This is a genomic window from Aquimarina sp. AU58 (genome assembly GCF_900312745.1).
GTDB classification, from domain to species: Bacteria; Bacteroidota; Bacteroidia; order Flavobacteriales; family Flavobacteriaceae; genus Aquimarina; species Aquimarina spinulae.
On record NZ_OMPD01000014.1, the window covers coordinates 629,803 to 654,678 of the forward strand.

Annotated in this window: 23 protein-coding genes and 2 tRNA genes; 16 read left to right on the plus strand and 9 right to left on the minus strand. The window is 32.8% G+C overall.

Translation table 11 applies throughout. The features are described 5' to 3' along the window. The first annotated feature begins 165 nt into the window (after window positions 1-165). The 12 genes from DK441_RS14095 (at window position 166) to DK441_RS14150 (ending at window position 9,551) form a co-directional block, all read left to right on the plus strand. The gene (locus DK441_RS14095) at window positions 166-1,518 is read left to right on the plus strand and encodes a DUF1302 family protein (RefSeq protein WP_109851297.1); all 1,353 of its coding nucleotides are present in this window, start codon (window positions 166-168) and stop codon (window positions 1,516-1,518) included. A 180-nt stretch (window positions 1,519-1,698) separates the two neighbouring features. Beyond that, window positions 1,699-2,649: an acyltransferase domain-containing protein gene (locus DK441_RS14100; protein WP_109851298.1), complete on the plus strand. Its 951-nt coding sequence runs from the start codon at window positions 1,699-1,701 to the stop codon at window positions 2,647-2,649. Between the two features lie 68 nt (window positions 2,650-2,717). Further along, a tRNA-Cys gene (locus DK441_RS14105) sits at window positions 2,718-2,792 on the plus strand. A 55-nt stretch (window positions 2,793-2,847) separates the two neighbouring features. After that, window positions 2,848-2,922: transfer RNA gene (locus DK441_RS14110), tRNA-Cys, on the plus strand. Between the two features lie 38 nt (window positions 2,923-2,960). Then, entirely contained in the window at window positions 2,961-3,686 is a 726-nt protein-coding gene (locus tag DK441_RS14115) for an MBL fold metallo-hydrolase (RefSeq protein ID WP_109851299.1), read from the plus strand. 55 nt (window positions 3,687-3,741) lie between these two features. Continuing rightward, the gene (locus DK441_RS14120; RefSeq protein ID WP_109851300.1) at window positions 3,742-4,002 is read left to right on the plus strand and encodes an acyl carrier protein; all 261 of its coding nucleotides are present in this window, start codon (window positions 3,742-3,744) and stop codon (window positions 4,000-4,002) included. Between the two features lie 76 nt (window positions 4,003-4,078). Further along, window positions 4,079-5,359 carry a beta-ketoacyl synthase N-terminal-like domain-containing protein gene (locus tag DK441_RS14125; protein WP_200822855.1) on the plus strand — a complete coding sequence of 427 codons (1,281 nt, stop codon included), beginning with the start codon at window positions 4,079-4,081 and terminating at the stop codon, window positions 5,357-5,359. Between the two features lie 35 nt (window positions 5,360-5,394). Beyond that, window positions 5,395-6,585, plus strand: a complete 1,191-nt coding sequence (gene fabD, locus DK441_RS14130; RefSeq protein WP_109851301.1) for an ACP S-malonyltransferase — start codon at window positions 5,395-5,397, stop codon at window positions 6,583-6,585. Then, window positions 6,586-7,515: a phosphoglyceromutase gene (locus DK441_RS14135; RefSeq protein WP_109851302.1), complete on the plus strand. Its 930-nt coding sequence runs from the start codon at window positions 6,586-6,588 to the stop codon at window positions 7,513-7,515. It begins immediately after the preceding gene. Window positions 7,516-7,517: 2 nt separating this feature from the next. Beyond that, a complete protein-coding gene (locus DK441_RS14140) occupies window positions 7,518-8,177 on the plus strand; it encodes a 4'-phosphopantetheinyl transferase superfamily protein (protein ID WP_109851303.1) in 660 nt (219 codons plus the stop codon). A 212-nt stretch (window positions 8,178-8,389) separates the two neighbouring features. Then, the gene (locus DK441_RS14145) at window positions 8,390-8,644 is read left to right on the plus strand and encodes a phosphopantetheine-binding protein (RefSeq protein WP_109851304.1); all 255 of its coding nucleotides are present in this window, start codon (window positions 8,390-8,392) and stop codon (window positions 8,642-8,644) included. Between the two features lie 223 nt (window positions 8,645-8,867). After that, entirely contained in the window at window positions 8,868-9,551 is a 684-nt protein-coding gene (locus tag DK441_RS14150; RefSeq protein ID WP_074409452.1) for a DUF4386 domain-containing protein, read from the plus strand. A 172-nt stretch (window positions 9,552-9,723) separates the two neighbouring features. Here DK441_RS14150 and fabZ read toward each other — a convergent pair whose 3' ends face one another. The 6 genes from fabZ to DK441_RS14180 all read right to left on the minus strand — a co-directional run bounded on the left by fabZ (window position 9,724) and on the right by DK441_RS14180 (window position 15,229). Beyond that, complete coding sequence (gene fabZ / locus DK441_RS14155) at window positions 9,724-10,233, minus strand: 3-hydroxyacyl-ACP dehydratase FabZ (protein ID WP_109851305.1); 510 nt, start codon at window positions 10,231-10,233, stop codon at window positions 9,724-9,726. Next, window positions 10,233-11,330: a beta-ketoacyl synthase N-terminal-like domain-containing protein gene (locus DK441_RS14160; protein ID WP_109851306.1), complete on the minus strand. Its 1,098-nt coding sequence runs from the start codon at window positions 11,328-11,330 to the stop codon at window positions 10,233-10,235. The genes fabZ and DK441_RS14160 overlap by 1 nt, the downstream gene beginning before the upstream one ends. Before the next feature lie 17 nt (window positions 11,331-11,347). After that, window positions 11,348-12,577, minus strand: a complete 1,230-nt coding sequence (locus tag DK441_RS14165) for a beta-ketoacyl synthase (protein ID WP_109851307.1) — start codon at window positions 12,575-12,577, stop codon at window positions 11,348-11,350. A 38-nt stretch (window positions 12,578-12,615) separates the two neighbouring features. Further along, on the minus strand, window positions 12,616-13,365 hold the full coding sequence (fabG, locus tag DK441_RS14170; RefSeq protein WP_109851308.1) for a 3-oxoacyl-ACP reductase FabG: 750 nt from the start codon (window positions 13,363-13,365) through the stop codon (window positions 12,616-12,618). A 108-nt stretch (window positions 13,366-13,473) separates the two neighbouring features. Next, window positions 13,474-14,961, minus strand: coding sequence for an NAD(P)/FAD-dependent oxidoreductase (locus DK441_RS14175; protein WP_109851309.1), 1,488 nt, complete (start codon window positions 14,959-14,961; stop codon window positions 13,474-13,476). A 34-nt stretch (window positions 14,962-14,995) separates the two neighbouring features. Next, the gene (locus tag DK441_RS14180) at window positions 14,996-15,229 is read right to left on the minus strand and encodes an acyl carrier protein (RefSeq protein WP_160112097.1); all 234 of its coding nucleotides are present in this window, start codon (window positions 15,227-15,229) and stop codon (window positions 14,996-14,998) included. Between the two features lie 851 nt (window positions 15,230-16,080). On the opposite strand from DK441_RS14180, the gene DK441_RS14185 reads away from it, so the two are divergent. The 3 genes from DK441_RS14185 to DK441_RS14200 all read left to right on the plus strand — a co-directional run bounded on the left by DK441_RS14185 (window position 16,081) and on the right by DK441_RS14200 (window position 21,299). Then, a complete protein-coding gene (locus tag DK441_RS14185; protein ID WP_109851311.1) occupies window positions 16,081-18,507 on the plus strand; it encodes a TonB-dependent receptor in 2,427 nt (808 codons plus the stop codon). 396 nt (window positions 18,508-18,903) lie between these two features. Then, on the plus strand, window positions 18,904-19,206 hold the full coding sequence (locus DK441_RS14195; RefSeq protein ID WP_109851313.1) for a hypothetical protein: 303 nt from the start codon (window positions 18,904-18,906) through the stop codon (window positions 19,204-19,206). After that, window positions 19,206-21,299, plus strand: coding sequence for a PepSY domain-containing protein (locus DK441_RS14200; RefSeq protein ID WP_109851314.1), 2,094 nt, complete (start codon window positions 19,206-19,208; stop codon window positions 21,297-21,299). The genes DK441_RS14195 and DK441_RS14200 overlap by 1 nt, the downstream gene beginning before the upstream one ends. Window positions 21,300-21,376: 77 nt before the next feature. Here the strand turns inward: DK441_RS14200 and DK441_RS14205 are convergent, their stop codons facing one another. Together DK441_RS14205 and DK441_RS14210 are read right to left on the minus strand one after the other, a co-directional pair. Next, window positions 21,377-22,309 (minus strand): DPP IV N-terminal domain-containing protein, encoded by a 933-nt coding sequence (locus DK441_RS14205; RefSeq protein WP_109851315.1) that lies wholly within the window; start codon window positions 22,307-22,309, stop codon window positions 21,377-21,379. A gap of 13 nt (window positions 22,310-22,322) precedes the next feature. After that, the gene (locus DK441_RS14210; protein ID WP_109851316.1) at window positions 22,323-23,000 is read right to left on the minus strand and encodes a hypothetical protein; all 678 of its coding nucleotides are present in this window, start codon (window positions 22,998-23,000) and stop codon (window positions 22,323-22,325) included. A 263-nt stretch (window positions 23,001-23,263) separates the two neighbouring features. Here DK441_RS14210 and DK441_RS14215 point away from each other — a divergent pair, with 263 nt between their 5' ends. Next, entirely contained in the window at window positions 23,264-24,364 is a 1,101-nt protein-coding gene (locus DK441_RS14215) for a DUF2911 domain-containing protein (protein ID WP_160112098.1), read from the plus strand. Window positions 24,365-24,411: 47 nt separating this feature from the next. Here DK441_RS14215 and DK441_RS14220 read toward each other — a convergent pair whose 3' ends face one another. Next, window positions 24,412-24,861 carry a hypothetical protein gene (locus tag DK441_RS14220; protein WP_109851318.1) on the minus strand — a complete coding sequence of 150 codons (450 nt, stop codon included), beginning with the start codon at window positions 24,859-24,861 and terminating at the stop codon, window positions 24,412-24,414. Window positions 24,862-24,876: the final 15 nt, after the last annotated feature.

The following is a 24,876-nucleotide window of genomic DNA, read 5'->3' on the forward strand; positions in this document are numbered from 1 at the left end:
TAATATCCGGTAAGGTTAGCTATAGAATCGGATTTACTCAAACTATTTAAACCTTTTAAAAACCAAACCCAATTAGTTTTCTGGATGTGATTTTAAATGATTTTGATACATCGTTAACGCTATGAAGAAACCAAATTATTATTAATTTATTTTTTAGAGAGAAGTATGAAGAATTGCTCCAACTTCACCAATAATATTGTAATTAGTATTATCATCTCATTTATAAGTATTACATATGTTTATGGCCAGATTCCCATAGAAAATGATAGCATAGTAGACAGTGAGGATTTTGATATCATTGATATGGAATCTACTATGATTGAAGAAAAAAAAGGCTCTCCCTCATGGGTTTCGGATATGTTTAGTGCAATGCGTTTGGGTATACAATATGGATTTACTTATAAAGTTGAAAAACCGGATAAAATCATGAATAACCGGCTTTCATTTCGACTAGAATATTCTAAATCTTTTATGGATTACCTTTCACTTCATATAGACACAAAAATGTTTGCCTTTCTCAAAAATGATCATAGGATTCGGGATGAAAAGGATATAGTATTTGAAGGAAGAACCAGAGAGGCTTATTTGCAAACTAGTTTTAATAAAACAAGTATCAAAGCCGGAATTCAGATAGTCGTATGGGGAGAATCAGATTATGCAATTGTTACTAATGAAATAGGCCGTTTGGATTACCGGGAACCATTAAGCCTCAATATGGATGACCTTAGGATTGGGCAACCCATGTTAACGGTAGATCAATATTCATCATTTGGATATTGGAGTGCATTTTTTGTGCCTTATCCCGAATTTAACGAACAACCTAGAAAAGGAACAGGGTATTATTATGATCCTTTTGACGGGAAAGTTGAGTATCTAAAGGAAAAACAGAAAGGAAATTTTTTTGAGTATGGTTTACGATGGAGAAAAACCTACGGAAAAAGTGATGTTAGTATTATGGCGGCCAGTTTGATAGATAATCAATATGCTTTACGAATGGTCACTCCTGATCTTATTGCCAAAAGTAAGCATCGGTTTTTTATGACTGGTGTCACCCTAAATCGAGCAATCAATAATTTACTCGTTAAGGGCGAAGTAGCTTTAAAATCCCGAAAAACATATAACAATGCATCGTTTCAGATTATAAAGAAAAATGCTCTGGATGCTTCACTTGGTGTTGATTATTCCCCTAACAGTACTTTTACATTAAGTATGGAAGCAGTAAATTACCATATCATGGATTGGTCTAACCAAATCCAGGGAATGCCTAGAAACAACTACATAATCCTGATGGCCTTGAGCAAACAACTAATGAAAAATGATTTATCTTTTAGTTGGGCTTCTATGTATAACGGGCCTTATACTAATTTTTTTAATGTAGTATCAGCTTCTTACAATTGGAATGACCATATCACTCTAAATTTTGATGCACTCATTCCTATAGTAGACGATAATAGAAGTGGTTTTTACCCGTATCGTGATCAAAAACAAGTTGCTTTTAGGATTTTATATCAGCTTTAATGGCTTATGGTAAATACTACATGATGCTTTCTTGGCTATAAATAAAAAGAAAAACTGAGGCACTATAGATGTATAATATCTAACCAGGTAATCAGAAGGTTTTTAAGATTTTCTATTAATACTAGTTGTACAGAAAATGCAATGGGTTAGGAAACCCTTTCATTAAAATAAAAAAATCAAATGAATAAACAGATTATATGTATGTTCTCTGGCCAGGGTTCTCAATACTACAAAATGGGTAAAGAACTCTATGAACATAATGAACAATTTAGATATTGGATGGATCATTGCGATGAGATGATTTTTCCGTTACTAAATACTTCTTTAGTTGATGTTTTATATAAAGGAAAAAGAAAGAGTGAACCTTTTGACGATATTCTTTATACTAACCCTGCTATATTGAGTATCCAGTACAGTATGTTCAAATTACTGAAAGAGATGGGTGTTCAGCCAGATTTTCTTTTGGGGTATAGTATGGGGGAGCTTCATGCTGCTGTTGTTTCGGGTGCCATTTCTTTAGAGGACGGGATCAGAGTGTCGGTTGATATCGCTAAACTTACTCATGAAAGAACCCAACCTGCAGGTATGTTGGCCATTATGGAATCAAAAACAATAATGACCCGCTACCCAGATCTTTTTCATAACTGTTGGCTTACGGCAGAAAATTTTCAAGAGAACTTTGTTGTGAGCGGTTTACCTCATGCCATACAAAACCTTCATCAAAACCTAAATAAAGAAAATATTATATCACAAATATTACCGGTTAAATATGGATTTCATACTAAGCTTATAGACCCAATTGAAGAAGCTTATACACACATTTTCAGTAATATTAAGGTAGTACCTCCAAAAATTCCGGTGATATCGTCCTTGCAAGCAGGAACAGTTCGGGAACTTAACGGGGATTACGTATGGAAAGCAATCCGTTATCCTGTTAATTTTGAGCAAACCATAGAAAGAATACTAGAAACTGGAGATTATACTTTTATAGATATGGGACCTAGTGGAACTTTATCAACCTTTGTTAAATATATACTTCCTTCAGATTCAGATTCTATTTCACTACAAATGATAAATCAATTTGGAAGTGATCTCAATGTCATTCAAAAGTTAAGAACCTGTTTATGTTAGTAATCTACTGTAATACACATTTTTCAGAAGTGTTTACAGAAAGTATTTTATAAAGAATAATAAGAAAAGGTGCTGTACCCAAGTGGATTAAGGGGAAGGTCTGCAAAACCTTTATTTCAGTGGTTCGAATCCACTCAGCACCTCTTAAGAAATTTTTATCTATATGTTTTGAAGTTCGAAACTATGACTTACACAAATGGCGCTGTACCCAAGTGGTCTAAGGGGAAGGTTCGCAAAGCCTTTATTTCTGTGGTTCGAATCCATTCGGCGCCTCTATAAATGCAAAATAGAGCACATTAATTTACACATCAATGAAATTTGAAAATCTGATAATGAATGTTGGATATACGGATACTGGTTATAGCGGTATAGTACAGGTTGTCATATTAAGAATGACTCATATGTCTATGGTAAACTATAGTTATTTAGTGGTTGACCATATTAATAACCAGGCTGTTATTGTGGATCCGGCCTGGGATATGAGAAAGGTAGAGCAGGCTCTGGAGAATACCAAAACTGTCTTAAGTGGGATTTTACTAACCCATTCTCATCTTGACCATATTCATTTAGCCAAACCACTTGCAGAAAAATACGGTTGTCCCATATGGATGTCAAACGAAGAAATTGCGTATTCTGGTTATTATGCTCCACAATTAGAAGGCATTACTATAACACCATGGTCAGTTGGCCAAATACAGATCGAACCTTTATTTACTCCGGGTCATACACCTGGTGGTATGTGTTATCTAATAGGAAACAGTCTATTTTCTGGGGATACATTATTTGCTGAAGGTTGTGGCTTATGTTTTGACGTGCAGGGAGCACATAAGATGTTTGATAGTATCGAACATCTAAAAAAAAGAATTGCACCAAATACACTCATTTTTCCGGGTCATAGTTATGGTAGATCCCCTGGTCAGGAATTTTCGCAAGTATTGAAGCATAATATATATCTGCAATTTAAAAACAAAAATGATTTTACTGCATACCGTTTAAGAAAGGGACAGAATAAGTTAAACTTTTTTGATTTTCAGTAAGGTAAAATCTCAAACTAAAAAGAAGTGTATAATATTTAAATAAATAATAGAAATTATGTCAAAAGAACATGTTTTTGAAGTAGTAAAAAATGTAATTATAGAAGTGCTTCCGGATATAAAACCGGAGCAGGTTCACATCGAAAAAAATCTACGAGAATTGGGTGCTAATTCAATTGATAGAATGGAGGTAGTTACCATGTCGATGGAAGAATTGGATCTGAAAATACCTTTAATGAGCTTCGCTCAAGTAAGCAATATTCAAGGTATGGTAGACGTATTGGTAGAGAATTATGCAACATCTGTAGAAAGTAATTAATGTCGCTAATAATATTGCCAATAAGAGTATTTAAAACGAATCTAATCATTTTGATTTGTGACTAAAAAAATAGACAATGTTGACAACAAATAAAGTTGGAATTACTGGTATGGGAACAGTTTCTTCGATAGGTAATGATGTTTCTACATTTTGTAACTCCTTAAGGAGTGGAAAATCAGGTGTTAAAAAAACACCTACTATAGAAGAACCAAAAGTATCTGTTGATATTGCTGCTAAGATAGAAGGGTTTTCCTTCTCTGACTTTGTAGATCGTTTTCAAAATGTATCAGAAGAGAAATGCCAACATGCCAAGCGGTTAGGTAGAAGAGCCCCTTTTGGTATCCAAACGTCTATTGTTTCTGCCTTAGAAGCGTGGTTTAGTGCCAGACTACATGATAATAAGCCTTTACCAGAACGAGTAGGGCTGATTGTTGCAGGACAAAACAGTACTCAGAATTATCAATATGACCTAATTTCAAAATTTAGGAAAAATCCAGAATATCTTTCTCCTCGATATGCTCTAGAATTTTTGGAGACCAATCAAGTTGGAGTCTTGAGTGAGTTATTTGATATTAAAGGAGAAGGATTTAGTGTGGGAGGAGCATCTGCTACCGGAAATGTAGGTATTATAAAAGGATATCAACTTGTTCGTGCAGGTTTGGTTGATGCGTGTTTAGTGACCGGTGTTGTTGCTGACCTTTCGCCTATGGATATTCAAGGTTTTATTAACATTGGAGCTATGGGAGGTAAGAAATATTTAGACCAACCAGAAAAAGCTTGCCGTCCTTTTGATTCGCAACATGAAGGTTTTATTTACGGACAAGCCAGTGCCTGTGTAATTCTAGAATCTGAAATAAGTGCTAAAAAAAGAGATGTTCCATTTCTGGCCGAAATCAAAGGTTATGGATTAAACCTTGATAGCAATAGTGCTGCCAATCCAAGTGTAGATGGTGAAGCAAAGGCGATGCTTTCGGCATTAAATCAAGCCGGGTTATCCGTTTCAGATGTTGATTATATAAATACTCATGGAAGCTCTTCTCCCTTGGGAGATAAAACCGAAGCAGAAGCTATTAGCAAAGTTTTTAAAGATCATACTTCTGGTTTGTGGTTAAATTCTACTAAAGGGTTAACAGGGCACTGTTTGTATTCGGCAGGTATGGTAGAGACCATTGCAACAGTAGAACAAATGCGACAAGGGTTTTTACATCCGAATAAAAATCTGGAAATCCCAGTTTGTAACAATTTACAGTTTTGTGGTGCAGAGGCTATGGATTATCAGACCAATGTGACAATGAGTAATTCTTTTGGCTTTGGCGGAATAAATACTTCGATCGTATTAAAAAGAGGAAAAAATTAAGATTTATAAACCTAATATAAAAAAACAAGATAAAAATGAAGAAAACATATGTATTTCCCGGTCAAGGTTCGCAGAGAAAAGGAATGGGAGAGCAACTTTTTGATGAGTTTCCTGCGTTGATAAAGAAAGCAGATAAAATATTGGGATATTCTATTAAAGAACTTTGTTTAGAAGATGCAAATGATCAGTTAAATCAAACACAATATACTCAGCCGGCATTATATGTTGTAAACGCTTTGTCTTATCAGAAGAAAATTAAGGATGGAGAAAAACAACCAGATTTTTTAGCAGGCCATAGTCTTGGTGAGTATAATGCATTGCAAGCAGCGGGTGTGTTTAGTTTTGAAAGCGGCCTTAAACTGGTTAAAAAGAGGGGAGAACTTATGAGCCAGGCCAAAAATGGAGGGATGGCTGCTATTTTAAATTCTTCAGAAGAAAAAATTCAGGAAATACTAAAGGATGCAAATCTAACCACTATTGATATTGCGAACTTAAATGCTTCTTCTCAGATTGTCATTTCTGGTCTAAAAGAAGATATTGAAAAGGCGCATCCATTTTTTGAAAAAGCAGATATCATGTTTATACCTTTAAATACCAGCGGAGCATTTCACTCCCGCTATATGAAAGAAGCAGCTGCCGAATTCGAAGAATTTATAAAGAAAACAAGATTCTATAAGCCAAAAATTGAAGTAATTGCTAATGTTACTGGGAAACCTTATGCACATGGTAATGTAGGTAAACACCTAATAGATCAGTTATCCAACAGTGTAAGGTGGTCCGAAAGCATGACATATTTGTTGCATCAGGGAGAGATGGAGTTTGAAGAACTGGGAGTAGGCGATGTACTGACCAAATTGATTGGGTATATCAAAAGAGATTTTGCAAAAACTGTTAAGGAAAAGACCAGTAAAAAGGCAGAAGTTGATCAAAAAAAGCGCTCTAAAACAATATCCAGCGGTTCAAAGAAAACGACCAAACCGATTAAAAAAAACAAATCGGTAACAAAAGTAGCAAAACAAAAGAAAATATCAGATCCTACTAAGCTTGTAGAGCAATGGAACGAAGTTTACCCGGTAGGAACACCAGTATTCTCAGACTTTTATGAAAATGAACTGGAAACCAGGTCAGAGGCAGTAATATTGTTTGGCCATCGAGCGGCGGTATACATCAAAGGATATAATGGATATTTTGATCTAAGAGAGGTAAAACCTGTTCAAAGCAGTTAAATGAAAAATAAATTAATATTTATTTTTTTAGATGGAGTTGGCTTAGGAGAAAATGTGAAATCCAATCCATTTACCAAAGCTTTTATGCCTACACTGTTTAACCTGGTTGGAGAGAAATTAACCAATACCACAAATGTTGTTAAACAAAATTTCCTGGTGAGAGGAATTGATGCTTGCCTGGGAATTGAAGGAATACCTCAAAGTGCGACGGGACAAACATCTTTATTTACCGGGTATAACGCTCAGGCATTTTTAGGACATCACTTGATGGCATATCCAAATGATCAATTGATTGCAATGATCAATAAAAGATCAATTTTTAAATACGCCAAAGAGAATTATATCAAAAGCATTTTTGCTAATTCCTATACCGATGGATTTTTCAAATCTTTTGATGAGGATTCTTCGAATTATAGCGTAACTACACGCTGCGTATTAGCTGCCAAAAATAATTTTAATACGATGAATGACCTTGTTGAAGGCAGAGCTGTACATTGGGATATTACCAACCTTACTTTACAAGATACGCCCAACAATAAGATACCTTTGATAACTCCATTTATAGCCGGAGAAAATTTAAAGAACTTAACAAATGACTATGATTTGATTTTATATGAATGTTTTTTACCGGATTTAATAGGGCATAGAAAGGATATGAATAAATCCATCATGTTTTTGGAGATGTTTGATGAATTTCTTCGTGGAGTAATTCATGATAAACCAGAAAATATTCATGTTTTAATTACCAGTGATCATGGGAATATTGAAGATCTTTCCTTCGGCGGGCATAGTAAAAATGAGGTTCCTTTTATTTTTATGGGAAAAGAAACACATCATTTTTTAAAAGTGAAAGCTATTGATGAACTATTCGAGACCATATTTTCAAAATTATTTGATACGGCTTCTATTACTAAGTTTGAAAAGATTTGAGAATGCATTCTATAGATATTTTTTTTACATCTTTTAAAGAACCACTAGAGCACAGTCTTTTTTCGGATTATCTATCCTTGCTACCACCAGATTTAAGGAAAAAAAACTCACAATACCTTCGTTGGCAAGATAGACACGCACATTTGTTTGGTCGATTGCTGTTGATTGAGGCATTAAAGAGTTGTGATATAGAAAACAACATTTGGGACCTTATTGCTTATAGTGCACACAAACGACCATATTTAACCTTGAATGGATATGATTTTAATATATCCCATTCTGGAGATTATGTGATTTGTGCAATAGGAAAAAATATCAGGCTTGGTATTGATATTGAAGAACACCGAAGGAGAAACCTAAAAGATTTCAGGAATTTAATGACTGCAGATCAATGGGGTGAGATTAACAATGCAAGTTGCCCGTTAAACGAGTTTTATAAATATTGGACCATTAAAGAAAGTGTGATTAAGGCAGATGGTCGAGGGTTTTATATCCCTCTTAATGAACTTGAAGTAAAGAATAACACTGTTTATTTTGAGGATAAATTATGGTTTGTTAACGATTTTGCATTTACTAAAGGGTATAGTGTAGCATTAGCTACTAATCAATCATCAACATTTAATCTGCAGGCTATCAATTTTTATACCTCTCATATGGTTTAGCTTGATTTATAACATTTACAATTTCAATCTTTTGATCATATTTTAATCTCGCGATAGCCTTTTGTTTTTTTAAGAGATAAATAAGGTAATTATATACAAGAAAACAATGGTAGCGATCGCCTCTGCAATGTGTCACTGGCAGAAGAATCACACTTACAAGTTAGCTTGGCTAACAAATTAATTAAAAACTAATTCAAATTAAATTATAGATTATGGATAAGAACGAAAACGACATTTTTGATTTGATAGCTACTCACGTGGCTGATATCTCATTGGACATAGCTGATGGCCCTATTATACGTTCTTCAATGTTATCTCCTCTTGGAATGGATTCCATTGGTAGAGCAGAACTAATTGCAAGGATGCTCGAAGAACTATCATTGACAGCTTCGGCAAGAGAATTTTACAAAGCCAATAATCTTGGCGAACTTGCAGCGTTATTTGTAAATAAGCTGAAGGAGCAGTGAATCCTGTTAGTTGATCAAGATTAATAATTGAATACTTTTGATCAGAAACCGGAATTGATATTTTTAACTAAAGGCTTTCAAAAGCTTTTAGATATATCTATATGTTTTTTGTTTTCGCTTTGTATTTTTGTGCAAAATTAGAAAGACCAGTTAGTCGTGTTTTTTATTACTTATTGAATATTTATACTTATTAAAAAAAGTTTTATAGGAAAAAAAATAGCTCATGTATTTGATAAAAAGTAAAGTAAGATTGGCAGGTTTGTTATTTATAGCAGGTATGGTTGCAGGGGTTTTTAGTGTAGCACCATCCATTGATTCTACAAAATATTTAACAGAAGCTGCAGCAAATTCTAATAATGTAATCATAGATGCTTTCTTTCAATTTATGATGTCGCTTGCATATTTAGGAATTGCAATTTTATTATACCCTGTAATCAGAAGGTTTGATGGTAGTTTAGCAATCGGCTTTTTTAGTTTTAGGATAATTTCGGCAACACTCGTAATTTTTGGAACCATATTATTATTGTCCATATTAGCATTAAGTCAGGAGTTTGTATATAATTCACCTCAAAGCTCTCCAGATTTAAAAGCATTAGGAAATGTATTCAAAATTATGCGAGATTATATAAATCATGTATTTATGGTTCTGGTTTTATGTATAGGAAATTTTATGTTATATGTTTTATTAGTGAAATCGCGACTAGTGCCTCGTTGGCTTTCGGTTTGGGGGGTATTAGGTACATTGTTGTCTGCAATAGCAAGTATTTTGATTTTATTTCAGGTTATTGAAATTATCACAGCCGAATACTTAATTTTAAATGTTCCGACTGCAATATTAGAATTGATTCTAGGGATATGGCTAATAGTAAATGGGTTTGATAAAAGAGCATGTGCAGAAACGCACTAGTAAAGAAAATATTAGAAAGCACAAAAGACGTATAATAATTTTATAATATATCGCAAGTATATCTTTTTGAATTAGAGTTTTAGCTTTGTGTAAAAAGAATTCTATTTCCTTCGTACTACCAATCCGAAAGTTTTCTTAGAAATTTAAGGTATTGTTTTCTATACGGTATGTACTAAGTGGTAAGAGTCTCTGTTTGTGGAATTAGCTTTTTTTTATCTATCATGGCTACTGTAACCGTTCCTTTTGCAAAAAGTGTATCACCATTATATGCCTTTATTTTTAAACAAGAAGCGGATCCCATAGTCCAGTCTAATTCTCCATGTAAATATACTAATGTCCCAGGGACAACAGGGGTAAAGAATTTAACCTTATATTCTCCAAAAACGCCTATTTTAGCAGAGTTTATCTTATAGTTAATAGGTTGTTGTTGTTCCCAATCCTGATTACTTAATTGCACCAATAAACCACAGGTTTGCCCCATAGCTTCGGTTAATAATACACCTGGAAAAATTGGTAACTCTGGAAAATGCCCTTGAAAAGCGGGCTCTCCAATACCCACAGCTTTTATGGCGATAATAGATTTCCCTTTTTCATACTCTATTACCTGATCGACTAACTGAAAAGGGTATCTATGTGGTAATAATTTTTGTATTTGATAATTCTGTAATACTGCCTTTTTCATTAGTTGTATTTTTTAATAAGTGTTACTACTGTGTACCCTGTTTTATCTATAGTCGCAACAATTGCATTTATAGGAGTTATTTCAATACCTTCTGTTTGAATGGTTCTTTTTATGAAGTATCCTTTTGCTTCTTTTAGTTGCTTATTGAACAATCCTATAGCGTATAAAATACTCGTTAACCCACCAGCATTATCACCGTTTCCATATACCATTTCTGGGAAAAATAATTTAGGTATCTCTCCTAATGTTTTACTAATTTCTGAAGACAATGTAACTCCATCTATATTGTGAGCTCCAGAGCCCACCATGATCATGTCTATATCCGAAATAGTAAGTCCGTTATTGGTGATTAATTCTTGAATTAAGAAAGCTAATAAGTTTTCGTGTGATTGTTCTTTGTAACTTTGTCCTGAAATAACTCCGACTATAATCCCAAAGATTGATTGTTCATTCTCTAAAGCAGTCTCTACTCTTTCTAAAGCTATAGAAACCCCATATTCGTTAGCGATAGGCAATTTGGTTTCTCTGTTTTCCCCTTCTCTAATTGCCTTATGATATTTAGATATTGTTTCTGTCGAACCCACTATGGCGCAATCAACGATACCTTCTTTTAAATGCATAGAAGCAATATCAATAGCTTGAATTGCACTACATGTACCTCCGTTGATAGAAAAATTTGGTCCGGTAATTTTAGTTTGAATTGCCATTTGCGAAGCTGCGGCATTAGCAATTGTATTTGGTGTGCTCATCGGACTTACTAATTCTGGTCCATCATGCTTAGCGACTAGATCAAAAACAAACCCATCTTCAATGTTGGATAATTCGGATCCATCATATAAGCCTACTCGATCTTTATTCAATTCAACGACATCATTTACTTTATTCTGATAGATACATTGAAATGCCAAGTTACAATACATTTTAGTTGCTTTACTAAAATAACGAAACCCTCTTTTCCCTAAGAACCCATCTGGATCATAGGTATCCATTTTGGTTGTCGGCAAATTTTGATCAATTTTATTGTAGAATGTTTCTATCCCACTTCCTAAAGAAGAAACATATCCTAGCCCTACTATTGCAATATCTTTATTACTCATTATTTATTCTAGTTTGTTTAATTGTATTGACTAAAGATTAAGCTACAGATGTTTCCTCCAAAAGCAAATGAGTTACTCATGATATTGGTAATTTTTGTTTGCTTTATATCTTTATTATTTAAGTCTATTGAAATAGGGAAAGACTCATCTGTTTTTTCTGTATTCTTTGTACTTGGAATGATCTGTTCTTGTAATGACAATACTGCCGATATTCCTTCAAAAGCGCTTGCAGCTCCCATACAGTGGCCAATTACCGATTTTAAACAATGAATAGGTATATCTGTCAATTTTTCTCCGAAGACTTTATACATAGCATTAACCTCATGAGAATCGTTGGCTTTTGTTCCTGTTCCGTGAGCACTGATATAGCTAATATCGTCTATAGTTAATCCACTATATTCAAGAGCTTTCTTCATGGCTAAGGCTGCTCCATTTCCATCAGGGTCTGGAGCGGTTGGGTGATAAGCATCACAACTTAATCCGTATCCAGAGATCTCTCCATATATTTTTGCTCCTCTTTCTAATGCATGTTCTAATTCTTCTAAAACCATGATTCCAGCTCCTTCTCCAACTACCATTCCTGATCTGTCTTCTGCAAAAGGTTTGATGTTTTCTTTGGTCATTGCTCCTAATCTGTAAAATATTGTGTAGCAGGATCTTGTAAACGGATCCGAACCTCCGGCCAGCATAACTTTAGAACGTCCTTCTTTAATCATTGAGAAAGCTGTTCCAAAAGCATAATTTCCTGCTGTACATGCTGTTGGGATTACCATATTTGTTCCTCCAAGATTACAAAGTTTAGCGACCATAGAACTCATTTCTATTGGCCTGAAATACGATAACATTTTCTTTGCATCTGTCGATAATTCTTCTTTTTCATTTTGAATACCAAAAGTATCTATAGTACGCTCTACAATGTCTTCTGTTCCGTTAGTAGTTCCTAAGATTATTCCATACCTGTTTGGATAATCTATTTTTTCTGAAAGACCAGCATCTATTAATGCCATTTTAGAAGCTTTATATGCATACTCTACAGATGTACTATATGAAGATATATCTTCTTTACATGTTAATACATCCTCACCAATAACCTCTGCAGATAATGAATTACCTTTAAATCTTGTACTATCCAATTTGGTTAAATGACGTATGCCTGTATTCTTCTCTTTTACGTTTTTCCAGAATTCCTGAATGTTAGATCCGATTGGGCTCACAACACCTAAACCGGTAATTACTACTCTTTTCATAATGCTTTGTTTGAAATTGTAATGTTTTTATTAAGTTGTTATGCGGTCAATCCTCCGTCTATAACAAGAGTATGGCCTGTAATGTAATCGCTAGAAGGAGATGCTAAAAATTTAACAGCATCAGCAACTTCTTTTGATTCTCCCATACGTTTCATAGGAACTATGGTATTTATTTTCTTTTTAGCTAATTCTGGCATGGCATTAACCATTTCTGTTGCAATAAATCCAGGTGCTACAGCATTTATTTGTACGCCAAAAGAAGCAAACTCTCTGGCTAATGTTTTTGTTAATGAGATAATTGCAGCCTTAGAACTAGCATAATTAGCTTGCCCCTGACTTCCTTTTAGCCCAGAAACCGATGAAATATTGATGATTTTTCCTCTCCCTCTTCGAATTGCTTTATTTCCAAAAGCTTTAGTCATATTAAAAACGCCATTTAAGTTAGTATTGATAACATCATTCCAATCTTGTGGTTGCATTCTTAAAAATGCTCTATCTTTTGTAATCCCCGCATTATTTACTAACCCATAAATCTCTCCCATATCTTCTTCAATCTCAGGAATTAATTGTTCTATGTCATCATAATTCCTAACATCTAGTTTATAGCATTTAATTCTTGAATCATTGTTTCCTAAAGTGTTTACTATTTTCTCTGCAGAAGTTTGATTATTATTATAAGTAAAGGCCACTTTTGCGCCCGATTTGTAGAACTTTTCAACTATTGCTTTACCAATTCCTTTACTACCACCTGTTATTAGAAATAATTTGTCTGTTAAGTCGTTTTTCATGCTTTAATTTGAGTTTTAATAATGTTTGGTTAATTGGTCAAACAAATAGGTTGATCCTAGGTCATTTCTTTATAAATTTATCTGCGCTTTCTAATTATACAAGTTCTTTTAACTTAACTTGGCATGCATAAAACCTTGACACATTGCAGATTCATATCCAGCTCCTGAAGCCCATGTTCCAACGAACTTTAATCCTCTTACTGGGGATTTGGATAAGAACCGCATGTTGTCGTTTGGCGAAATTTTATACCCGAAAGCCGAACCTTCTGGAGAATTTGTATATTTTTTGTTCGTTTTTGGCGTAGAACTTTCCTTATAAAGAATATGTCCTTCTAATTTTGGGAAGTATTGGTAAGCACGTCGAATAATACGCTCCTGAATACGCTCTTTTTTTGACAAATATGCTTGTTCTTCTAGTTCGAACCAGTCACTCTTATAATCTAGGACAATGAGTTGGATGGTTCTTCCACACTCAGGATCCATCTTATGGTAATTGGTAACACTTAAACTTAATTTATCGTAACGTTCGTCTGATTCTTTTTCTTCTGGAGTTAATATGTCGCCTTTATCACTTACAAGAATGTACTCTTCTTTGGTAAAACCTAATTCTTCGGGGTCTAGATCTGTAATGATGTAAACACAAAAATGCCCCCATCCAAATTTTAGATTCTGAAGCTTACTTTCGAAAGCTTCTTTTTCAGAAAATTCAGGTAACATTTTCATTACGTTATGTGGAGAACATGTTGCCGTAACGGTTTTGGTAACAAAATGATGTTTTCTGCTATTTACCCGAGTTATTTCACCTTCTTCATTAAGTTCAATTTGATGTACGGTATCTTTAAGAGATACATATCCACCTCTTTCTTTAAACTCTTTTAATAGAACGTTTGAAAGTGATTGTGCTGTACCTAATACATATCCAGGTTTTGTACAAAAAGCAGCATATAAATAGTGTAAAAAGTAAACAGCGTTGGCTTCATTAGCATGTGTCCCTAAATACATTGATATAGCACTTAAAACTTCTATTAAATGTTCATTCTGAAAGTATGATTGGAAATATTGTTTAACTGTAAGATTTTGAAGCTGTCTGGTTTCTGGAAGTAAATTCCTGTTTAATTGATATTCACCTAGAAGCATTCTTACAAACATATAGTTTTGATAACCAATAGTATTGATGTCATGAAAAAAATGATCAAGACTCTCTTTTTCTTCAGGAAATTGTTCATTGAGATATATCTTAATGCCTTTGATGTTTCCAGGAATATGGTAATATTGCCCTTTTACATGAATAGAAAACAGCTCATCAAAATACTTGAAATCTAATTTATCCCAAAGATCTATTCTTTCAAATACATCTCTTAGATTAGCATTTTTACCAAGACCTGTTATTTTGTGTTGGCTACAATCGAATCTATATTTTCGCTTGTTACGCACAAAACTGGTAGCATATCCTCCGGGATAAATATGCCCTTCTACAATAGCGACATTTTTCTTTTTTTCTAATAAGGTAATGCCATATATCAACCCAGTTAAACCAGCACCAATAATAAGTTCGTTGACTTCTTTTGTTTTTACGACTAATTCTTTACTGATCATTTTAATTTCTAATTTATTGGTCTTAGTTTACAGACTATAATTGTTCTGTAATCATATTAGCAATCCTTTTTGGAGTAGTCATCTCTTGTAACCTCTCTTCAGATAATTTTACCTTGAACTTTCTCTCGATCATTACCATGATTTCTAATCCTCTTAATGAATCAACCCCTAATGTATTTGGTAAGTTAACATCTGGAGTAACGTCTGCTACGTCACATTCGGCAATAGGTGCAATAATTTCGGCGATTTCGTTTAATAAGTTTTCCATGATTTCAATTTTATATTTAATTTTCATATTCTATCTTCTGATAATGAAGAAACACTTAAGTTTTGTTTCTTATACCTTAATAGGTAACTGATTAATAATTAGATGACATTATCAGAATCACAAGATGATAGAAGTAATAATGCTAAGAGTTTTTACTAAAAATCTCGTGATATATGTAGTATATGATTTGATTTAAGTTGTAAACTTATTTCTTTTTCAAAATACTTCTTCCCCCTGTTTACAGTGAAATGACGTTTGATACATATTGATTAAAAGATTTATAATTGATTTCATCGGTGATTAATAGTAAACGGATTTGACAAAAGAGCATGTGTAGAAATGCACGAATAAAGAAAATGTAAGAAAGTAAAAAAGATATACATAGGAGTTTTGTAATATATATTCCACATTTTGAATTTGATTTAAGCTTAAACTTTACGCGAAAAAGCATAGAAAATTAACATTTAATAATACGATAGAATGTTGAAGTAAGGTATAATCTTCGGATAAAAAGCTCGATACTAGTCACGACTTTAATACTATTTTGTCTATAAACCTCTATACATACAATATGTATAGAGGTTTTCTTTGTTAGAGTTTATAGTACCAGCTTTTTATATAAATTCAGTATAGATCTTTGATTTTTAGAATAGTAACATGCCAGATGTAGATTCTGCTCTACTAGTTCTTCTAATTTGACAGTATATTTTTTACTTGATACCAGTAAATTTTTTTTAAAAAACAGGATAGAATATTTTTATTTATAATCATTCTTAATAGATTTGCGGCACGTACATTATATTTATTTAGAATAAATAAATATAATTTTCTAAATCTATCAATTATAATAAATGAAAAATCAATTACTTATCATTTTAGCATTGCTATTATCAACCTCTTTTTCTTTTTCACAAAATGGAAGTATAAAAGGTACAACTGTAGATAACACTCAAGCTGTGGTATCAGGAGTTAATATTATCATTAAAAACTCAACTCAAGGAGTACAATCTGATGAAAACGGAGCTTTTGAAATCACAAACGTTGCAGACGGGGATCATATTCTTGTTGTATCCTATTTAGGATTTAAGACAAAAGAAATTCCTTTTACTATATCTAATAATGAAACCAAACAATTTGATGCCATTATCCTATACGAAGGAAATGAAATTTTAGCCGAAATTATAATAGAAGGAGAGCGAAGAAATAAATTTTCAAGAAAAAAAACAGCCTATGTAGCTAAACTACCTTTAAAAGACTTAGAGAATACTCAGGTTTATAGCACAGTTACTACAGATTTGTTAAAATCACAGGTGGTAACAAACTTTGAAGATGCATTAAAAAATGCAGTTGGTGTTGAAAAATTATGGTCTTCTACAGGACGAGGCGGAGATGGAGCCGGATATTATTCTTTACGAGGGTTTTCGGTACAACCTCAATTGGTTAATGGAATACCAGGTCTTACAAACGGAACTATTAATGCAGCGAACATTGAAAGAATTGAAGTGGTAAAAGGCCCTTCTGCGACACTATTTGGTAGTGCCGTAACTTCATACGGAGGACTTATAAATGTTGTTACCAAAAAACCATATATAGGTTTTGGAGGCGAACTTTCTTTTACATCTGGAACCTATGGTTTTAATCAAGTAAGTGGAGATATTAATACACCATTAGATAAGAATAATAACATTTATTTTAGATTGAATACATCTTATGCCACAGAACAGAGTTTTCAAGATGCTGGTTTTAGAAAATCTTTTTTTGTAGCCCCGTCACTATCTTATCGTGTTAATAATAAATTATCCTTTTCGTTTTATGGAGAAATTTCACAGGCAGAACAAACCAATCCTATGTTTTTGTTTTTGAATAGAAGTGCACCGACTCAAGCGAATAACTTAGATGAATTAGGATACAATTATAAATTATCATTTACTAGTAATGAATTAACCTTAGAAAACCCTACGCAGAATTATAGGGTAGAAATGGATTATAAGCTTTCTGATACTTGGCAATCACAAACCGTATTGTCAAAAAGTTCAACATCTACAAAAGGATATTATTCTTATTTGTTTGATTTTGGAGTTTTGGGCAATGATACTTTTTCTCGTTTTATTAGTAAACAAAATTCCAATACTCAAACAACAGATATTCAGCAAAACTTTATAGGAGATTTTAAATTGGGATCAATTAGAAATAGAGTTGTTTTGGGTATCGATTATTTTAACTCGACACAAACCAATAATAGTAGCGGCTTTGCTTTTTATGGAAATATAACTCCTGAGGGAGGTTCTAGTGGGGATAATCCTTTTACACCAAATGTAGAGACTGATATATATACATTATCATCGGCTAGTGTAGATGCCGCACTCGCATCTCAGGGAATCGCTAATATAAAATCTAAATCACATGTATATAGTGCTTATATTTCTGATGTTGTTAATATTCTTCCATCTTTATCGGCTATGGTAGGTTTACGATTAGACGTATTCGATAATGAAGGAGATCTTGCAAACTTTGAAGATGATTATGATCAAACGGCTTTCTCTCCAAAATTTGGGATTTTATATCAACCTATAATGGATAAATTATCTGTATTTGCTAATTATCAAAACGGATTCACTAATGTAGCACCTGCTTTAGTAGGAGATCCGGATGCTGGGCCACAGACGTTACGAACTTTTGATCCAGAGCAGGCTAATCAATTAGAATTTGGTGTTAAGACTAATTTGTTTAATAATCGATTAAATGCTTCGGTGAGTTATTATGATATTAAAGTAAAAGATCGTGTTATTACAGATCCAGCTTCACCTTTCAATAAAATACAAGGAGGAGAAGTAGAAAGTAGTGGTTTTGAAATTGAAGTAAACGCTAGCCCTATTGACGGCCTTAATATTAGAGCAGGCTTTAGTAATAATGATAGTGAAACCACAAAATCTGATAATGCAGAAATATTAAATCGTAGACCATTAGAAGCTGGCCCTGAGACGCTTTATAACTTTTGGACGAGTTATGAATTTCAAAATGGTAAACTAGATGGTTTTGGACTGGGCTTAGGCTTCAACGGTGCGAGTGAGCGCTTTGCAATCAACTATGCATCTACCGGAGAGTTTATTCTTCCGAGTTATACTGTTACTAATGCTTCTATTTTTTATCAGGCTAAAAAATATAGAATTAGCCTAAAATTGAATAATGCATTTAATAAAGAATATTACAAAGGTTGGTCAACTATAACACCCCAATCTCCGAGAGCTATATATGCAAATTTAATATATAAGTTTTAAAATAATCTAATAGAAAACCACTCTAAATATTTTATTTAGAGTGGTTTGGTTTATAAAAATAGAATGATAACAGTTAGTATATTATTAATTTTTTTTGGTAGTTTTTTATTATACCATACCTCAGAAAAGGGACTAATAAGCTATGATTTACCTGCTGAAAAATGGATCCAATTAAACAGAGTCATTTCAAAGGTGATAGCGGTTGTATTTTTATTGACTTCATTGATTATTATCGTTGTCTCTTTTGGAAGAACATCGGGGATACTGTTTTGGCTTTTTTTGATGATGATGATTTTAGGATTAATCATCATTATGGCTCCATTCAAAAAAGTAACATACAAACAGATTTCAGTTTTATTTTTAGGGCTATTAATACTTGAATTAATATTATAAATTATGCCAGCAAATCCAAAATATTTAGATAAATCTCCCTGGCAACAATTTGCTAAAATTTCGGCAGGAATTATAGGAGGCTATATCATTTCTGCATTATTACATATGTGTTTACCACTTTGGTTGCCTAATCCACATGAGATTTTAATTACCTCGATATTTACGTTGTTCATCGTTTGGTGTGCACTTCTAATTGTTCCTTTTTTATTTAAAAATGGATGGAAAGCTTGGTTGCTATATATAGTAATAGCCATAGTATTGTTTGGGATATATTATTTAGGAAATCAAAATAACCCTTTTTTATAATGAGTAAGAGAAATCATAATATATTCTTTAATACACATACTGTGAGCGGTATTGTGATTAGTGTCGCTTTATACATTATATTTTTTGCGGGTGCATTTGCTTTATTTAAAGAAGAAATTGCAATATGGGAAGAAGGAAAATCCATAGGTCATGTTGAAAGAAGTGATATTGATTATGATAGAATATTAAAAACACTTGATGAGCAATATCAATTAACTGGTAGAGATTTACAGCTTAACTTTGGAGAAGATCGTGACCATATTTATGTTTTTATGGGAGCGAGTAAAGACTCGTTGGCATCAGAAAAAGGAAAACAGTCTAATTATTTCTATGTTGATATTAATTCTATCGATACCAAAACGTATCCAGAGCAATATAGTTTGGGAGAGTTTTTATATCGATTACATTTTTTTGCACAACTACCTTCAATTGGGATATATCTAGCTGGTTTTGTAGCATTATTTTTCTTATTTGCTATCGTTACCGGAGTTATTGTTCATTGGAAAAAAATCATTCCTAATTTTTATACATTTAATCCAAAAGCAGTTTTAAAACGTGTTTGGGTAGACGCTCACACTGCTCTTGGAGTAATAGGGTTACCTTTTCAATTCATTTTTGCAGTTACCGGTGCCTATTTTTGTTTAAGTATTTTAGTATTGCTGCCTGCTAATACCTTATATAATAATAATCAGACCAAACTGATGGAGGATTTACGTCCCGAACGAAAAACGTACGAGTGGATTGCTAGAGCAGAAAAAGAAATCCCTAGTTTTAATGCCTTTTCGAAAAAAACAACAAATGATCAGACCGATCTTCACCTAACAAGAGGTATTATAAAAAACTATGGTGGCACCAATATGAAATATGTTTTAATTGGTGAATATGAAGATAATAAACGTTTTATTGGTACGAGTCGCACTGTTCTTGACGTCTTCTCGGGAAAAATAGAAGAACAGAAAAGCCCAGATAAAACAGTTTACTCTGAAGATTTTCAACGTACTATAAGTCGCTTACATTTTGGAGATTATGGTGGGATCCCAATGAAAATTATCTATTTCATTTTAGCAATGATAACGTGTTTTGTTATTATTACCGGAGTTTTAATTTGGATTGAGGCTCGTAATAAAAAGAGCATGACAATTAGCCAAAGATTATATACTGCTAGAGTGGGTCACATTTATTTAGCTATTTGTTTGTCAATGCTTCCTGTAACTGCACTAGCATTTTTATTTGTCAAATTTTCGAATGGCTATTTTGAAGATAAGCAAACTGCGATCTATTACTTCTATTTTATTATATGGTTGATCGCTATTTTCTTTTTTCGATTTAAGAGAGATAATTATGCTACCAATAAATATAGTTTGTTACTTGGAGCCATTTTTGGATTTCTGATCCCGATTAGTAACGGAGTTATATCAGGAAATTGGATATGGAATACGTTTAATCAACATCAATTTGAAATTGTATTGGTTGATGTTCTGTGGGGCATAATTGCTTCAATTTCACTTGTTTTTTACCTTAAGATACAACCAGAAGTAAAAGCACAAAGTTCCTTTGATAAAAATCAGATAGATTATAAAAATATTTCAGCTTTAAAAGCTGAAGAAATTAAAAAAGCTAAAGCAAAACAAAATAGTAGCAATGATATAGAAGCTACTAAATTAGATATAAAAGACGAAAATCATAATTCGATAACCATGAGAACAAAAATTATCATATTGTGGATATTTATTATCCTTGGATTTATATTTCATCACATATATGGATTAGCTAATGTGTTTTTTAAAGAATCGGTGCTTATCGAAGGTTCAACCGGAGAAACACCTTTTTGGGCACATCAGTGGCGTATTTTAATGGAAGGATTGGCCTTCTTATTTGCAGTAATGACTGTGCAAGTATCTAAAAAATGGTTTAGATGGATTTCATTTATTTGGGGAATTATTGTAGCCTTATTTAATGTATATCATGTTATTGAAGCTATTATGCATGAAGCAGCTAACTATTCTGAGATTTTCATATTACTCTTAATGGCAGTTGCGAGTATCTTTCTGGTTATAAATTTAAATAAGTGGAAAAATATTCAAATAGCATAAAATGGTTTCTCAATTTGCAGAAGTAGCAAATGTAGGTGATCAACAATAAAAAAAACCTGGAATTTTTCCAGGTTTTTTTATTCCCGAATTCCTGAATGTAATATAGCCCAAACTGGAGTATATTCTGAACTTGAAGAATTTGTAATTTGTTGTATATCATTTCCATCTATTTTGGTAATAAATAAATCAAAATTATTAGTTGCTATATTAGTAAAGACGATAGCCGAACCGTCGGGAGACCAGGATGATTTAAATCTCCAATACATATTACGATCTTTATAATAATTGTACCTATTGTATGTACTTTGTAGTGTATTGGTTAGATTAATTTGATTTGTACCGGTAATATCCATTCTGTACAGATCTAAATACCCATTTCTATCCGAAAAAAAAGCAATATATTTTCCATCAGGAGATACTGATGGTGCAAAATCATTTCCAGATATATTGTTAGTTAAATTTGTAACTTTTTTACTTTTTAAAGCGATACTGTAGATATCGTTTACACCGTTTTTATTACTATAGAAAATTATATAACGACCATCTGCCGACCATACAGGAATTCTGTTTTCTTCACTCATATTTTTGGTAAGTATTACTTCGTTTTTTCCATTTTTATCGGCTATAAAAATATGAGTGTTTCTTCCAACATTTTTTTCATAAACGATCATATCTCCTTTTGGAGAAAAAACACCATTAGTGTAGTAGCTTGACGAATGACTGAATTTTTTTGTAGAGGTAGTGGTAAGATCATGGATAGCCAGTTTCCAACCACCATAACGATAGGTGTTAAAAAGAATTGTTTTCCCATCTGGTGAAATATCGGGGTTATATTCTCCCATCCCAGATGAATAAGGAATAACTGTTTTTTCGCTAGAATCGTTTGGATCGATACTTAATATAGACCACCCTCTATCATTGCCTTGTTTTCTGGCAAAAAGAATTTTGGATTGAGAATATCCTACAATAGTTATTAAACAGAAAAGAAAGGTTGTTTTAAGTAAATTCATTGATTTTAATTCTCTATTTTTTAAGTAGCAAGTTATCTAACTCTTCAGTATAGGTGTCAATTATTTTATATTGTACATCTATATTCAAACTCTTTAATTTTTTAACTATGTTTTGTTTTACTTGTGATGCATTTTTATCTTTTTTAGTGTAAAACAATCGTATCGGGATTTTTAGTTGTGTCAATAGAGTATATTCTTTATTGTTATAATGCTCCCAATAATTACTAGAGAATAGTGTAAGAGAGGCTGGGGGAGATTCTAAGGCAGTGATATATGTTTGAGCAGGAATACAACCATCTTTATATCCTATAAAATGAATTTTTTGATGTTTTACTTTATAGTTTTTCTTTACGAATTTTAAAAAGTCGTTAAAACCATGATGAATTGGATGACTTAGCCAATCTGGTTCGTTAATAGGAACTTTTGGGACAATAATTATAAAATCATAATTTTTGTGATTCATCCACAGGTTATTTATCGACCAAATCGCTTGATCGTTTTTAGCATCAACAGATGCGAATGCTACTGCTGTATTATATGCTTTGTTGTTATCATAACCTTCGGGAAGTAGTACCGTATATTCAAATGTAATACCATTAAATGCTTTATATCTTTTAAATCCATAGGTCTGTGCAGATAAAAAATTTGTATTTACAAAAAGTGCTACTATGAATATTAAAAATGCTTTCATTTTAAGTTTTTAAGAATGTGAGAACCTTGTTTCACAACAAAATTATAGAAGATGCACTTCTAAAAAAACCGATTTGTGATGAACAGTTGATGATGTGATGGTTGGTTAATTTGGATCATTTTTTTATACCGTATAAAGCAAATTATCACAAAGTTAACGGTCTGTCACAATCTTCTTTCGAAGGGCATATTCCTGTGATAATTTTACATCCGTAAATAAATTATAAAATCATATTTAAAATGTTAAACGGTAAATCTATCAACATGAAAACATTAAAAATTAATCTATGGTTTGTCACTGTTTTACTATTGACAACTTATAGTTATGCGCAGGCTGTGGTAACCACTCCTAAGCGAAGTCCTAGAGCCGAGTTTAGCCAAACTTTTGGTATAACGAAAGTTACTATTGAGTATGGAGCGCCAAAAGTAAAAGTAGCAAGAGGAGACAGAACGGGTAAAGTTTGGGGTCAATTAGTACCTTTTGGATTGCAAAAAATAAATTTTGCTGGTAAAGGAGAAATCCCATGGAGAGCAGGAGCTGATGAGAACACGATTATTACCTTTAGTACAGATGTTAAAGTAGAAGGTAAAGATTTAAAAACCGGAACGTATGGTTTGCATATGATCATTAAAGACGAGAAAAATGTTACAGTGATATTTTCTAAAAACACGAGTTCATGGGGGAGTTTTTGGTATACTCCGAATGAAGATGTTTTGCGGGTGGATGTAGAAATGAGAGACAATGCATTTCATGATGTGTTGAATTATAGTGCAACCAAATTAGATACCAAACAAGCCGAATTTTCTCTAAGTTGGGAAAACAAACAAATCCCCTTTAATGTTAGTGCAGATACGCCAGTATTGGTAACCGATAATCTAAAAGATGAGTTGAGAGGACAATTTGGTTTTGGGTGGAAAGGTAAATTCCAGGCCGCTCAATATCTTACAAGAGTAAACCATGAACCAGAATTGGCATTACAGTGGATAAATGAATCTATTGGAGTGCAGAAAATGTTTCAAAATTTAAGTTTAAAAGCTAATATTCTGTTTCAACAAGGGAAAATAAAAGAAGCTATGCCTCTTTTGGATGAAGCTGCAGACATGGCAAATAATAATCAATTAAATGGATTAGGATATGTACTTATGACTAATAAGCAGTTGGATAAGGCGATATCTTATTTTGAGTTAAATGTAAAACGAAACCCTAAAGATGCAAATGTGTATAATAGTTTGGGTGAAGCATATAAAGCTAAAGGCCAAAACAAAGAAGCCCTTAAAATGTTTAAAAAGTCGAATACGTTAAATCCTCCAAAATTTGTAAAGGATAGTAATGATCAATTTATTAAAGAATTACAAGGAAAATAATTGAATTCTAGAGAATCCAATTTGCTAGAAATTCGTTGATGACAGTGTTATCTAGAGTAGCCGGCAGAAATAATATCTTTTTTGATATCATATTCTTTATTGGCATAGCATAATTTAGAATATCCAATCGAGATCTTATCTGCTGGCTTTATAGTATAAGCTCTTACCATTTCATTTGTGGGATTACCAGGGAAATTAAATGAAGCTTTTACAGCCAAATCAATAGTTTTATCGGTAGTATTTAATAAATACATAGCATCACCGCATTTATTTGCTTCCTTTTCAATTTTTAAAAAGGAAATTGCCTCTTGACCATACAAATCACCATGTGCATCAAAACCACCATTATTGTTATCGTATAGTAAATGGTAAATGTCAATATAGGTTAATTCACTAATATCTTTTGAGTTAGAATTTTCCGAAGCATTTTTTTCATTCTTGCAGCTATGAAATAGTATTAAGAAAGAAGATAAAAAAAAGAAAACTTTTAATTTCATAAAGCGGTAATTTCT